Origin of the sequence: Flavobacterium sp. WC2409, assembly GCF_041200085.1 — a bacterium.
Classification (GTDB): Bacteria; Bacteroidota; Bacteroidia; order Flavobacteriales; family Flavobacteriaceae; genus Flavobacterium.
The window spans coordinates 1,711,652-1,725,952 of record NZ_CP165625.1 but is presented as its reverse complement, the minus strand read 5'-3'; the positions used below and the strand labels follow the sequence as shown (position 1 = coordinate 1,725,952).

Sequence of the window (14,301 nt, the reverse complement as noted above, 5' to 3'; positions counted from 1 at the left end):
TTTTTCGACTTTTTGTATTCAAATCTTGCCGGATCATAGCTTTTAATACATTTTACAAATGGTACTATTTTATTTGAAATAGCGGTGCAGTAAAATTTGATATTTTCGACCTATAGGAATAATTTTCCCATCACACATCGTTAATGATTTTTGAGAGGTAGATTGAATTTTATTTGTATTAATGATATAGGAGCGATGTATTTGCAGAAAATTAGCATTATCTAATTCAATGGTTATATTAGATAAAGAACCATATATAATCACTGGTAGTTTTGCTTTTGTACTGTATAGCTTTATATAATTACCTAGGCTCTCAATATAAACAATATCGTCTAGCAGGGATTCCACTATTTGACCGTTAAGACGATAAGTAAGAACTTCGTCTTTTTTATTTTCGTCTTTTTTTAAACTTATTCCAGAATAATAGGTTTTTGCTTTTTCAATTGCTTTTTCAAATTTTTCAAATGAAATTGGCTTTAGTAAATAATCAATGGCATCATTTTGATATGCGGAAAGAGCAAAGTCAGAATAGGCTGTTGTTACAATTGTTATTGGTCTATTTGGTTGCATTTCCATCAGTTCAATTCCTGAAATGATAGGCATATTAATGTCTAAAAAAATAATATCATAGTTATTTTCATTCAGCATTTTAAGTGCTTCTCTTCCATTATAGGCACTTCCAGAATGTTCTAAATCTTCATACTTAGCAATATGTGACGCTAAAGCCTTATGAGCTGGCGTTTCATCATCAATTATGAGACAACGGTAGGTAAGTTCCATATGTTTAATTTTATACTAAATGTACTTTTTTCTTTTTTAAAATTAAGCTCATGTTTCAATCCGTAAACTTCTAAACGTCTGTTAAGGTTTTCGATTCCTATTCCTGTACTTGAAAGATTGGAATCGGTTTCTAAACAATTGTTTTGTAAACTAAAAGATAGATTTCCGTTTTTTAATTTTAATTTTAAAACTATTGTAGGATCAGACATTTCTCCAGAAAATTTAATTGCATTTTCTACCAATGGCAAAAAGAATAAAGGGGGTATTTCAATTTTATCAAAAACGCCTTCAAAGTTTTGGGTAATAACAAGTCGCTCATTTCTAAAAGTATAATATTCGATGTATTTTTTTACAAAGTTTATTTCTTCTTTTAAAGGTACTAAATCTTTTTTGGTTGCCTCAATTTGATAACGAAGCATGTCTGAAAGATTTAATATTCGGTCTGGCAATTTTTCTGGCTTGGTTAAGGATTCTCCATATAAATTATTCATTGCATTAAGAAGAAAATGAGGATTGAGTTGCTGTTTTAAAAATGAAAGTTCCGATTTGAAATTAATAATTTCTTTATCTGTTTCTGTAATTTTTTTTGTGATTACAATATGCAGGAAATAAAAAGCAACTCCATTTACAATAAAAGATAATATAGAAAATGTTCTTAATCTACCAAGTCCAACTGCAGGAAAATACCAATTCATAAAAATGTAAAAACTGACCCAATAAACAATAAAAAGAAAAAGAAAAATTCTATATTTTTTTTTGAATAATAATTGTTTAATTAAAAAAAAGTTAAAAAAGGTGATACAGAGGATACAAGGCAAATAACCCAGTGCTATTTTCTTTAAAATATAGATAAAATTGTGGTTCAGCGGTTGTACTTCGTCATATATACTTAAAAACAGAATGCTTAAAACGATTATATTTAGAAAGAGGTTTCTAAGGAAAAAGTTTTGATATATTTTAAGGATTTTCATAACTGCAAAAATAAAGGAATATTGTGTTTTACAATTATTTTTGTTGTAAAATTATTTGAACGCCATTAGTATAAATTGTAGGCCGTTAGTATAATTAGTCGATTGTATTTGATGCTTCTAGAGTATTTTTGCATTAGTTTCAATAGAAAATGACAATTATAAATTAGCTCCTCAATTATGATAAAAAAGATTATTTGTATTTTAATTCTATGTAATTCATTGCATACATTTGCTCAAGAAAAAACAAGTTTAAAAACTTTTGGTAAAGCAATAACCGATAAGTTTCCAACAACACGAACATTTGATGTTCAGTATGAGCAACTAGGAACGACTAATTTTAATTCAAAGCTCTTTGATCTGCCATTTGAAAATGGTAGAATTGATAATCATAGCCGATTTAAAGTGGCATTTAATTTACCTTTTTATGTTTCAAACTCGAAACGGTTTGTTTTAACAAGTTCGTTGCGCTATAAATATGAAACTTTCGATCTTGGGACTTCAGCTAACACAAATCCCATTGGTCCATTTTCAAACGATAAGCAAGAGTTTCATTATTTATCAGGATCAATAAGTGCTACTTATATATCGACGCTTTTTAAAAAGCCTATAATTTATAATGCAACTTTTACTGTTGATGGAAATGAAAAAAATGCGCAACGTGTAAAAGGATTGATTACTGCAAATTTAGTAATCAAAAAAACCGAATTTACAACCATGACTATTGGTGCTCTGGTCTCTTTAGATCCATCTTCGATAATTCCAGTAACGCCTATTTTTACCTATAATCATAAATTTGAAAATACAAAATGGGATATTGATTTTGTTCTTCCTCAACGTCTTTTGTTTAGAAGACAATTATTAGAAAATGGGCGAGTTTCTTTTGGAACCGAATTGAATTCAGAGAATTTTTATTTAGATCTTAACACCCCCGAATTGAAAGGAATTTATGAATTAAATCAATTAGAGTTAAAATCAGGAATCACTTATGAATTTCGATTTACTCCAAAATTATATGGGTTGTTTAAAACGGGATTAGATAACGTGATCAATACTCGTATTACAAAAAAAGGAGAGCGTACAAATAAATATATCTACGATCAAAAAGTAGATCCTCAGTTTTATTTTAGATTAGGTGTTTCGTATAAATTATTCTAGGAATGTTCTTTTATTTAAATTAATAAGTAGTGTTTAAAAAAGTAATTATGGTAGAGGTTTTTAAAACAAATGTGCAAAAGAAAGCGGTTACGAATTATATAATTTCAATTTTTAAAACTCATTTCCCAGATTATAAAGTCAATTTTGATTTGGAAGATTGTGATAAAATACTCAGAATTGAAGCGGAAAAATTAGATAGTAATAAAATTGTAGAATATGTAAATAGTATTGGGTATCAATGCATAAAATTAGAATAATATTATTCTAATTTTCAAGTCTTTTCATAGAATACTAAAACCATCAAAATTATTATTTTGGTGGTTTTTTATTTTGAATTGGTCTAACCTAATAGATAATAATTGAATTGATTATTGCTAACTAATTATCTATTTGGGGAGCTTTTAATAGTGATTGAAGAATGCCAGATTATTGTGTCTCGATTGCAATAGTAAATAGGTTAATTAGGCTATTAAAAGAATTGGTAAAATTTCTGAACTAGATTCTAAAACCTTTATAAGATTTGCTGATTAAGGCTTAATTAAGAATCAAAATCTAGATAAATAGTATAGTGTTTAATATAGAAAACTATTGACTGAATGGATACTAACTCAAGCAGAATTCTTATTGATTAATATTTTAGATAAAAATAGTTTAATTACAGTAGCACCTGCAAGAAATAGGAATAGTGCAAGCTGGTGTGCTATAGTGGATACTATAATAATTCCTTGAAGACACTAATCCAATAAAGCAAATGAATTAAATCATTTAAATCACCAATACTGTTCTATAATTGTTGTTGGTCGAAATAGTATTTATTGAAACAGAAATTTAGGTTACTATTGTGCGACAATAGTTTAATTAAAAAATTAAATATTCTTCAGATGAAAGATGTTTCGCTATTTATAAGTTTTTTGTTCATCGTACTGTGTACTAGTTGTAAAGAATCAGTGAAGGCACCAAAACCTTATGGTCCATTACCGACCCAAAAACAAATCAATTGGCAAGAAATGGAATCTTATGCTTTTATACATTTCTCGTTAAATACATTCACCAATAAAGAATGGGGTTATGGAGACGAATCACCTCAATTGTTTGATCCTACTGCATTGGATACACATCAATGGGCTCGTGTTGTAAAAGAGGCCGGAATGAAAGGAATCATATTGGTGGCCAAACATCATGATGGTTTTTGCTTGTGGCCTTCAAAATATACGGAGCGCTCTGTGAAAAATTCACCATGGAAAAATGGAAAAGGAGATGTTGTTAAAGAATTAGCAGAGGCATGCAGAGAATACAATTTGAAATTAGGACTGTATCTTTCTCCTTGGGATAGAAACAATCCTGATTATGGCAAACCAGAATATATAACTTATTTCAGAAATCAGTTGAAAGAGTTGTTGACTAATTATGGTGATGTTTTCGAAATGTGGTTTGATGGAGCAAATGGTGGTGATGGATACTATGGAGGTGCTAATGAAACCAGAAAGATTAATACACTGGAATATTATAAATGGGACGAAACCTATCAATTAATTTATAAAATTGCTCCAAAAACATTGGTTTGGGGTGTAGGTCCATCAGAAGCAAGATGGATAGGAAATGAAGAGGGTTATGCTAATGAAACTAACTGGTCTTTATTGCGTCAAAAGGACGAGTTAGCGGGAAAAGTGCCATATACAGATTTTATGTCGGGGCATGAAGATGGAGAAAAATGGGTGCCTGGAGAAACAAATGTGTCGATAAGACCAGGATGGTTTTACCACACTATAGAAGATGATAAAGTACATTCCTTAGATGAAATGGTTGATTTTTATTATCAATCAGTAGGTCGTAATTCGACTTTTTTATTGAACCTGCCTCCAGATAAAAGAGGATTAATCAACGAAAATGATGTCGCAAGATTACAAGAGTTTTCGGCAGTTATTAAAGCCGATTTTAAAATAGAATTATTAGCAGCTAGTACAGTTAGTACTGATAGTTATAGAGGAAGCGAAAGCGAATATGCTGCTAAAAACGTGATTGATGGAGATAAAAATACCTATTGGGCTACCGATGATAATGTTAAAAAAGCTTCATTACTATTTGAATTTAATAAGCCCACAGCTGTTAATCGAATTTTACTTCAGGAATACATAAAATTAGGACAACGAGTGAAAGCTTTTAATGTAGAAGCTAAAGTAGGTGGACAATGGAAAACAATTGCGAAACAAACTACTATAGGATACAAAAGAATTTTAAGATTTGATAGGGTTGTAGTTTCGGCGCTTAGAGTCAATGTTACAGATTCAAAAGCAAGTATAGTAATTGCTAATATTGAAGCATTTAACGCACCTACATTTGTTCGTATGCCAAATATTCAACGGGATAATAAGGGGTTAGTAACCATGAAATCTGATGTAGGGAATAGTATTTTTTATACAGTCGACGGTTCTGTTCCAACGATGAATAGTACCCTGTATAAAGGAGCTTTTAAATATGATGCGGCAGTCGAAATAAAAGCATTTACCAGAAACACTAAGGAGAATATAAGTAGTGCCATTAAAAAGGTAAAGTATGGACAGTCTAAAGAAAAATGGAGAATAGTTTCTATTTCAAGTGGTGATTTAAATAGAGCAAACAGAATAATTGATGGGAACCCAACTACAGATTATAGTTTTGGAGATGGAACGAATAAATTACCGCAAGAAGTGGTGTTAGATATGGGAAGCATTCTTACTATAAACGGGTTTACTTATGTGCCGCAACAAGTAGGAAATAATCTAAACTTAATTTCCTATTATGAATTTTATACCAGTCTTGATGGTAATCAATGGAATAAGCAATCAGAAGGAGAATTTTCAAATATTAAAAATAATCCGATAGAGCAAGTAAAGACATTTGAAAGTGTAAAAGCTAAATACCTTCGATTTGTAGCTAAAGCGGGAGTTGGTAAAATACAAACAGTATCAATTGCAGAAATAAATGTAATTGAAAAACAGCAGACTAATAAAGGAGATTATAAAAACAATTGATTAAAGTTGATAATTATGTTCTTTGCCGAAGACTACTGGTTATTAGTCGAATTTTTATTTTGAACAACTAGCAAATACTTAATTTTATAGTATTAATTAAATGAATTACTGACAAATGATTAAAGAAGGTATAAGTTTTAAAAAGGGTATAGGCTTCAAGGAAGCAGGAAAGTTTGAAGAAACACGTTTTGAAAAAATTCATAATGTAATTTTTGATTCATCGAAAGAAGCTTCAGTATTAGTAGCGCAAGAAATAGCAAATTTAATTCAGAGAAAAGAAGAATTGAATGAGCCTTGTATTTTAGGTTTGGCAACTGGATCTTCACCTATTAAAGTGTATGAAGAACTGGTTAGATTGCATAAGGAAGAAGGGTTGAGCTTTACGAATGTGGTAACCTTTAATTTAGATGAGTATTATTCGATGGATAAAAATAATATTCAGAGTTATTATCACTTTATGCATGAGTATCTTTTTGATCATGTAGATATTAACCCTGAAAATATAAATATCCCAGATGGAAAAGTTAGTAATGAAGAACTACAACAATACTGTATAGATTATGAAATGAAGATTAAATCCTATGGTGGGTTAGATTTTCAACTTTTAGGTATTGGAAGGACTGGGCATATAGGTTTTAATGAACCAGGCTCGCATATCAATTCTGGTACTAGAAGTATTACGCTAGATCATTTAACACGTATGGACGCTGCACCTGCGTTTTTAGGAATTGATAATGTTCCTAGAAAAGCAATAACAATGGGGATTGGTACTGTAAAAAATGCCAAAAGAATTGTACTTCTTGGTTGGGGAATTAGTAAAGCAGGAATCATAAAGGAAACAATTGAAGGAGATGTGTCTTCTCAAGTTCCTGCGACCTATTTACAAGAACATAATAACACAACGTTTGTTTTAGATACTGAGGCTTCGTCGGAGTTAACACGTGTAAAAACACCATGGTTGGTAAAATCATGTTTATGGACCGAAGAGTTAAAATTGAAGGCTGTTGCTTGGTTGAGTGAATTAACGAAGAAGCCGTTTCTTAAATTAACGGATAAAGATTATAACGATAACGGAATGTCTAGTCTTTTAACAGAAGAAGGGACTGCATATGATTTAAATATAAAAATGTTTAATAAAATGCAGCATACCATTACCGGATGGCCTGGTGGAAAACCCAATGAGGATGATACTTATAGACCGGAACGTGCGAGACCAGAGCAAAAACGAATCATCATTTTTAGCCCACATCCCGATGATGATGTTATTTCAATGGGAGGAACTTTTGATCGATTAGTTGAGCAAGGACATGATGTACATGTTGCCTATCAAACTTCAGGTAATATAGCTGTTTCAAATGATGAAGCACTAAAATTTGCCGAAGTTTCTACGGTTTTAAATTCAGTGTCTAGTGAATCTGATAGTATCATCAAATTTTTAAAAAATAAGTCTAAAAATGATATTGATACGATTGAAGTTCGAAAATTAAAGGGCTCAATTAGAAGAAGTGAATCTTTAGGTGCTACAAGATATTTAGGAGTTGCGGATTCAAATGTTCATTTTCTTGATCTTCCTTTTTATGAAACTGGAACAGTAAAGAAAGGGAATCTTACAGATGCTGATATAGATATTATGTGTAATCTCATTGAAGACATAAAACCACATCAAATTTATGCTGCAGGCGATTTAGCTGATCCGCATGGAACACATAAGGTGTGTTTGGATAGTTTGTTTGAAGCTTTAGAGCGACTGAAACATAATAGTTATATGGATGATTGTTGGGTATGGTTGTACCGTGGAGCTTGGCATGAATGGGAATCGTATCAAATTGAGATGGCAGTACCAATGAGTCCGGATCAAGTACTTAAAAAACGTCATGCTATTTTTTATCACCAATCTCAAAAAGATGGAGTGATGTTCCAAGGGGACGATAGCAGAGAGTTTTGGGTACGCGCAGAAGATAGAAATAGATTAACAGCAAAAAAATATCATGATTTGGGATTGGCGGATTATTCAGCCATAGAAGCTTTTAAACGCTATCATTTCTAGTTTTGGTGTTATAATACAGTAAATTATTTGGTTTATAATTTGTTTAGGTTAGTTACCTTGGTTTTAAAATGCAATCATCTTTTTGGTTGCATTTTTTTTGTAATAAATTTTGTGAAAAATGAATAAAAAGAATGCAACATGAAAGCTAAGGAGCACTAGATGGTTTTTTCATGTCTTTAGCAATCTGTAAATGCCAAAAATAAGTACTGAAAATTTAATTTTTTCACCAAATTTTAGATCGATGAGTTTAGAATTCTTTGCTTTACTTCGTCGATGTATGACCTTCCAATAACATATCTAAGTCCTTCTATTTCTATACTATTTCCTTCAACAGCATCAATTTTATCGATAGCAATAGTGTAAGATCGATGTATTCTTATAAAATCTCTTTCAGGTAATAAGTTTGTAAAATCAGCAAGCGTACTGTGAATGATGTATTTCCCTGTTAATGTGTTTATTTTTAAATAATCTTTTAGACTTTCAATGACTAAAATTTCATTTAAAAAGATTTTCTTCATTTTCTTTTTATCAATTTTAACGAAAATGAAGGGATTTTCTTTACTGTTTTCTTGAGGAGCTTTAGAAGTACCTTCCAATCTTTTGTTGATCTTGTTTATCGCTTTCATCAACCTAGGGAATTCAATAGGTTTTACTAAGTAATCTAAAACATCTAATTCGTAGGTTTCAATAGCAAACTGGTCGTAGGCACTGGTAATAACTAGTAAAGGTGGGTTTTCTAAACTTTTTATAAAGTTAATTCCATCAAGGACAGGCATGTTTATGTCTAGAAAAATGACATCAACACTGTTGTTTTTTAAAAAATTAAAACCTTCAATAGGATTACTGAAGCTGTTTATTAATTCAAAATTTTCAATATGTTCTAAGTGATTCTTAATAACATTGATAGCCAATGGCTCATCATCTATAATCAAACAATTTACTTTCATCTCAATCTATTATTTTTTTAAGCGAAATAATTTATAGGGGTATATTCTAAAAAAAAAAGATATCATTTGCTAAGACACTTTAATGATAAGCTTAACGACAAAACTATTCTTTTTATTTTTAAAAGTTAACTTATAATCATTTTTATTGTATCCTAATTCCAGTCTTTTTTTGACATTTTCAATACCAATACCACTTGATCTGTTTAAATTGTCTTTGTGTTTAGTAATTGCAGGCATTGGATTTTTAATGGTAAAATAAAGAAAATCTTCTTTAACTTCGAAGCTAATGTCAATTTTTACTTTTCCAATATTTTTATTTACGCCATGTTTAAAAGCATTCTCAACAAATGTCAGTAATAAAATGGGGCCTATTTCTTTATCATGAATATCTCCAGAAATGGACATATTAATCTCTAATCGGTCGTCATTTCTGATTCTTTCTAAATCCAAATAGTTTTGAATGCATAGAATTTCATTTTCTAAGGTTTGTCTCTTATTTTTTGTTTCATACAACATATAACGCATTAACTCGGAAAGTTTAATTACCACTTTTGGCGTTTTATTTGATTTTTCTACTGATAGCGAGTATATGTTATTAAGTGTATTGAAGAAAAAGTGCGGAGATATTTGAGATTTTAAAAAAAGCAACTCCGTTTCTAATTGTGATTTTTCAAGATCGGTTACTCTTTTTTGTTCATTTAAAAAGTCAAATGTAATTTTTATGGCTGTAACAAATGTAATTACATAAAGTTCGCCAATCATCATGTCTATAAAATAGTTAAACGATAATTTTTCTATTTGTTCGGGGCCTTCTGGCCAAACATTATGGCTAATTAAAAGATAAGTAAGATTAAACTTTACCAAAACCATAATAAATAATGCGGCAATAACCGAAAGGATATATAGTGTATATTTTTTTCGATACACCAAATTAGGCATCAGAATTAAAATATTCAAATAACACAGGGTAATGTGAATTGGGAAACCCAATAAATTTGTTTTAAAAGAGTAGAGATAATCATTGAAATAACTTCCCCATCGAAAGGTGTTGAATAAAAAATAAATCAACCAAAATATTATATGATAATGTAATGGTATTTTGTAAAATTTGCTGGAATTGAAATTCATTTTCTAAAGAATGAGTGTTTGAAACTGTTTTTTTTGATGTTTAGCTCAGTTTATATGTCGTCTGTCTAAATAAGTTTTAAAAAAGGCTAAATTTAAATAATTTTATTTTTATATACAGATAGATTCCTATGAAGAAAATTTCCTTATTTATTTTAGCTGCAGGTTTACTTACAGGTTGTAAGATAAAGATAGATAAAAATGATAGCTCTAAGTTACTTTTTATCGAACATGTTAATCCGTTTATTGGTACTGGTGGGCACGGGCATACTTATCCAGGAGCAACCGTTCCTTTTGGAATGCTTCAAGTAAGTCCTGATAATGGTGTTTCTAGCTGGGATTGGTGTTCGGGCTACCATTATTCTGATTCCATAGTGGCAGGTTTTAGCCATTTGCATTTAAGCGGAACAGGTATTGGTGATTTGGCCGATATATTATTTATGCCAATAAATAAAAAGGTAGATTTAAAAGCACAACCTACTTCTAGAGATTTACTTGCCTATAAGTCGACATATAGCCATTCTAATGAGACATCAATACCTGGATATTACCAAGTTTTTCTTGAAACCCCTAAAATTAATGTGGAGTTAACGGCTTCAAAACGTACTGCTTATCATAAATATACATTTGCTAAAAATGACATGCAGTCTGTAGTAGTGGATCTTGGTTTTGCAATCAATTGGGACAAATCAACAAAAACAGGGATTACGATTGAAAATGATAATACCATAAGTGGTTATCGTTACAGCACAGGTTGGGCTAAAAATCAAAAAGTATTTTTTGTGGCTCAATTTTCTAAGTCTATTACAGGACAGGAATTAATTGCTGACCGAAAAGTTATAAAAGGAACTACAACTTCGGGAGAGAAAGTAACTTCGCAATTGTTTTTTGTTAATAATAAAAACAATGAGTTGTTTGTAAAAGTAGCTTTGTCTTCGGTTAGTTTGGCTAATGCCAAAGAGAATTTAGATACTGGAAATTTTGAAACTACAAAATCAGAAACCAAAACAATTTGGGGTAATACATTATCCAAAATTGAAGTGGAAACTCCAATTGATTCGCTAAAAACGATGTTTTACACTGCTGTTTACCATGCCCAATTAGCGCCAGTTACTTATAGTGATAAGAACGGACAGTTTAGAAGAGAGGATGACCAAATTATAACTGCTACTAATTACACGGCTTATTCTACATTATCGCTTTGGGATACTTTTAGAGCCGAAAATCCTTTGTTGACTTTATTAGCTCCTGACAAGTCTTCGGATATTGTAAATTCTATGTTAGCTTATTACGAAACTAAAAAAATATTGCCTGTTTGGACCTTATACGGGAATGAAACCAATACGATGACAGGTTACCATTCGATTCCTGTGATTCTTAATGCGTATAAAAACGGAATAAAAGGGTTTGATGCTGAAAAAGCCTATTCCGCTATGAAAGCAACCATGATGCAAGACGAACGCGGATTGAATTTATACAAACAATACGGTTATATTCCTTATGACTTACTGGATGAATCAGTAACAATAACTTTAGAGTATGCTTATGATGATTGGTGTGTAGCTCAAATGGCTAAAGAATTAGGAAAAAATGAGGATTATGATTATTTCTTGAAACGTTCTCAAGCGTATCGCTATTTATTTGATCCAATAACTGGCTTTATGCGTGGAAAATCAAAAGACGGAAAAACGTGGAATACACCTTTTGATCCAAAACACTCTAATCATAGAGAACATACTGATTATACGGAAGGTAATGCTTGGCAACACAGTTGGTTTGTACCACAAAATGTAGATGACTTTATTGCATTAAATGGAAGCAACGACATTTTCGTAAAACGTTTAGAACAATTATTTACTGAAAGTTCAGAGATAACTGGAGATAATGTTTCTGCAGATATTTCGGGATTAATCGGACAATATGCACATGGTAATGAGCCAAGTCATCACATTTCCTATATGTTTAATCATGCTAATGAACCATGGAGAACACAGTATTGGGTGCATTATATTTTAGATACACAATACAATACTACACCTAATGGATTGAGTGGTAACGAAGATTGCGGTCAAATGTCAGCTTGGTATGTATTTAGTTCAATGGGATTGTATCCTATGAATCCAGCTTCTGGTGAGTACGAAATAGGAAGTCCAATTTTTGAAAAATCAACAATTCATCTTCAAGATGGAAAAACATTTGTTATACAGGCAGAAAATGTTTCCAACAAGAATTTCTACATTCAATCGGCTACTCTAAATGGAGTTGTATTCAACCAAACAACAATTTCACATCAACAACTTTTACAAGGTGGTATTTTATATTTCGTTATGGGATCTGAACCTAATAAAAAATGGGGTTTAACTATTAAATCAGTAAAGTAATGGATAGCATTGATGTATCAATAATTGTATTTTATATAATATTAACCATAGGTATTGGAGTTTGGATTTCTAGAAAAGCTTCGCAAGGATTAGATGATTATTTTTTAGGGGGAAATTCTATAAAGTGGTATTATCTAGGTTTAAGTAACGGATCAGGTATGTTTGACGTATCTGGAACGGCTTGGATGGTTGGGGTATTGTTTTTATATGGTGTCAAAAGTTTTATGTTTATGTGGCTTTGGCCTATTTGGAACCAAATCTTTGTCATGATGTTTTTGGCAGTTTGGATCCGTAAATCAAATACCATGACAGGATCTGAATGGATTTTAACCCGTTTTGGTAACGACAATGCAGGTAAAGCTTCTCATATAATTGTAGCTGTTTTTGCCATTGTTTCTACGATAGGTTTTATCGCCTACTTTTTTGAAGGAATTGGTAAGTTTATGACCATTATTTTACCTTGGAATTTAGCCCTTCAAATAGGAGATATGATGGTATTAAATTCGGAGCAATCGTATGCTTTATTGGTTATCTTCTTAACAACAATTTACACGATAAAAGGAGGTATGTTTTCGGTGGTGGCAACCGAAGTATTGCAATACGGGATTATGGTGATAGCAGGAGTACTTGTTGCTGGCTATACATTGATTAATTACACTGATGTTCAAATTAATTCTGTAATTACTCCTGAATGGAAAAATGTATTCTTTTCTGCGGAATTAGGATCACACTGGGGGGCAAAATTCAAAGCTTTTGATAATTTAATTAATACTGAAGGCTATAAAATGTTTGGTTCATTAGTGGGAATGTCTTTGTTTAAAGGTTTTTTTGCTAGTATAGCTGGACCAACACCAAGTTATGATTTGCAACGAATTCTTTCCACTAAATCTGTAAAAGAGGCCGCATACATGAGTGGTTTTACAAACCTTATTTTGTTTATTCCTAGATATTTATTAATTGCTGGAATCGTTGTAATAGCATTGGTAACCTTAGCTCCTGAAATGGCTATTAATCCAAATTTAAGTGGTGCCGATTTAGAAGTATTAATGCCAAAAGTAATTAATCTTCATATTCCCGTTGGAATAAAAGGACTGTTATTAGCTGGATTGTTAGCGGCATTTATGTCTACTTTTTCTGCATTTGTAAATGCGGGACCAGCCTATATTGTTAATGATTTATATAAAAAATATTTTAAGCCAAATGAGTCTAGTTCTCATTATATTAAAATAAGTCAAGTTGCTTCTTTCTTAGTAGTTGGTTTGGGTGTTTTTATGGGCTTCTTTGCTGATTCTATTAATTCCTTGACCTTATGGATAACAAGTGCATTGTTTGGGGGTTATGTAGCAGCCAACTTTTTAAAATGGATATGGTGGCGTTTCAATGGTTGGGGGTATTTTTGGGGTATGTTTTCTGGATTAGTGGTTGCGTCTTTAGAATTTGTTTTAGACCAAAATAAAGGGAACTTCACTTCTGGAACATTTCTATACGATTTGTCTGAAATGCAAGCTATCTATTTGTTTCCAGTTATATTGACCTTCTCTACTTTGGGTTGCTTGCTAGGGACTTTCTTTAGTAAACCTACAGATATAGAAGTGTTAAAATCATTTTATACTAATGTAAGACCTTGGGGATGGTGGAAACCAGTTTATAATGAACTAAAAAGTAAAGATCTAACTTTTGAAAAAAATAATGATTTTACAAAAGATATGCTGAACTGTCTTATTGGAATTATATGGCAATCAAGCATGATTGTCCTTCCAATATTTTTTATAATTAGAGATTATCCCAAAACGATAGTATCACTAGTCATTTTCTTGATTACTTCGATTATTTTAAAATATACGTGGTTGGATAAAGTGAGAAAAATAAAAAATTAAAAGAAGA

The 14,301-nt window shown here is 31.2% G+C and carries 10 protein-coding genes; 6 read left to right on the top strand and 4 right to left on the bottom strand.

Annotated features, from left to right (window positions below):
- Positions 1-69: 69 nt before the first annotated feature.
- On the bottom strand, positions 70-780 hold the full coding sequence (locus tag AB3G34_RS07365; RefSeq protein WP_369753922.1) for a LytR/AlgR family response regulator transcription factor: 711 nt from the start codon (positions 778-780) through the stop codon (positions 70-72).
- Positions 753-1,475, bottom strand: a complete 723-nt coding sequence (locus AB3G34_RS07360; RefSeq protein WP_367770398.1) for a sensor histidine kinase — start codon at positions 1,473-1,475, stop codon at positions 753-755. Before AB3G34_RS07360 ends, AB3G34_RS07365 begins: the two co-directional genes overlap by 28 nt.
- 453 nt (positions 1,476-1,928) lie before the next feature.
- Here AB3G34_RS07360 and AB3G34_RS07355 point away from each other — a divergent pair, with 453 nt between their 5' ends.
- The 4 genes from AB3G34_RS07355 (at position 1,929) to nagB (ending at position 7,964) form a co-directional block, all read left to right on the top strand.
- Entirely contained in the window at positions 1,929-2,906 is a 978-nt protein-coding gene (locus tag AB3G34_RS07355) for a hypothetical protein (RefSeq protein WP_367770396.1), read from the top strand.
- A gap of 47 nt (positions 2,907-2,953) precedes the next feature.
- Positions 2,954-3,163, top strand: a complete 210-nt coding sequence (locus tag AB3G34_RS07350; RefSeq protein WP_367770394.1) for a hypothetical protein — start codon at positions 2,954-2,956, stop codon at positions 3,161-3,163.
- Between the two features lie 624 nt (positions 3,164-3,787).
- Positions 3,788-5,917: an alpha-L-fucosidase gene (locus AB3G34_RS07345; protein ID WP_369753921.1), complete on the top strand. Its 2,130-nt coding sequence runs from the start codon at positions 3,788-3,790 to the stop codon at positions 5,915-5,917.
- A gap of 115 nt (positions 5,918-6,032) precedes the next feature.
- Positions 6,033-7,964 (top strand): glucosamine-6-phosphate deaminase, encoded by a 1,932-nt coding sequence (gene nagB / locus AB3G34_RS07340; protein WP_367753518.1) that lies wholly within the window; start codon positions 6,033-6,035, stop codon positions 7,962-7,964.
- 233 nt (positions 7,965-8,197) lie between these two features.
- On the opposite strand, the gene AB3G34_RS07335 is transcribed toward nagB, so the two are convergent.
- Together AB3G34_RS07335 and AB3G34_RS07330 are read right to left on the bottom strand one after the other, a co-directional pair.
- Positions 8,198-8,911, bottom strand: coding sequence for a LytR/AlgR family response regulator transcription factor (locus tag AB3G34_RS07335; RefSeq protein ID WP_367753516.1), 714 nt, complete (start codon positions 8,909-8,911; stop codon positions 8,198-8,200).
- A 69-nt stretch (positions 8,912-8,980) separates the two neighbouring features.
- Complete coding sequence (locus AB3G34_RS07330) at positions 8,981-10,039, bottom strand: sensor histidine kinase (protein WP_367770392.1); 1,059 nt, start codon at positions 10,037-10,039, stop codon at positions 8,981-8,983.
- 128 nt (positions 10,040-10,167) lie between these two features.
- Between AB3G34_RS07330 and AB3G34_RS07325 the strand changes: the two genes are divergently transcribed.
- Both AB3G34_RS07325 and AB3G34_RS07320 read left to right on the top strand, forming a co-directional pair.
- Positions 10,168-12,417 carry a GH92 family glycosyl hydrolase gene (locus AB3G34_RS07325; RefSeq protein ID WP_367770390.1) on the top strand — a complete coding sequence of 750 codons (2,250 nt, stop codon included), beginning with the start codon at positions 10,168-10,170 and terminating at the stop codon, positions 12,415-12,417.
- Positions 12,417-14,294, top strand: coding sequence for a sodium:solute symporter family protein (locus tag AB3G34_RS07320; protein WP_367770387.1), 1,878 nt, complete (start codon positions 12,417-12,419; stop codon positions 14,292-14,294). The genes AB3G34_RS07325 and AB3G34_RS07320 overlap by 1 nt, the downstream gene beginning before the upstream one ends.
- Positions 14,295-14,301: the final 7 nt, after the last annotated feature.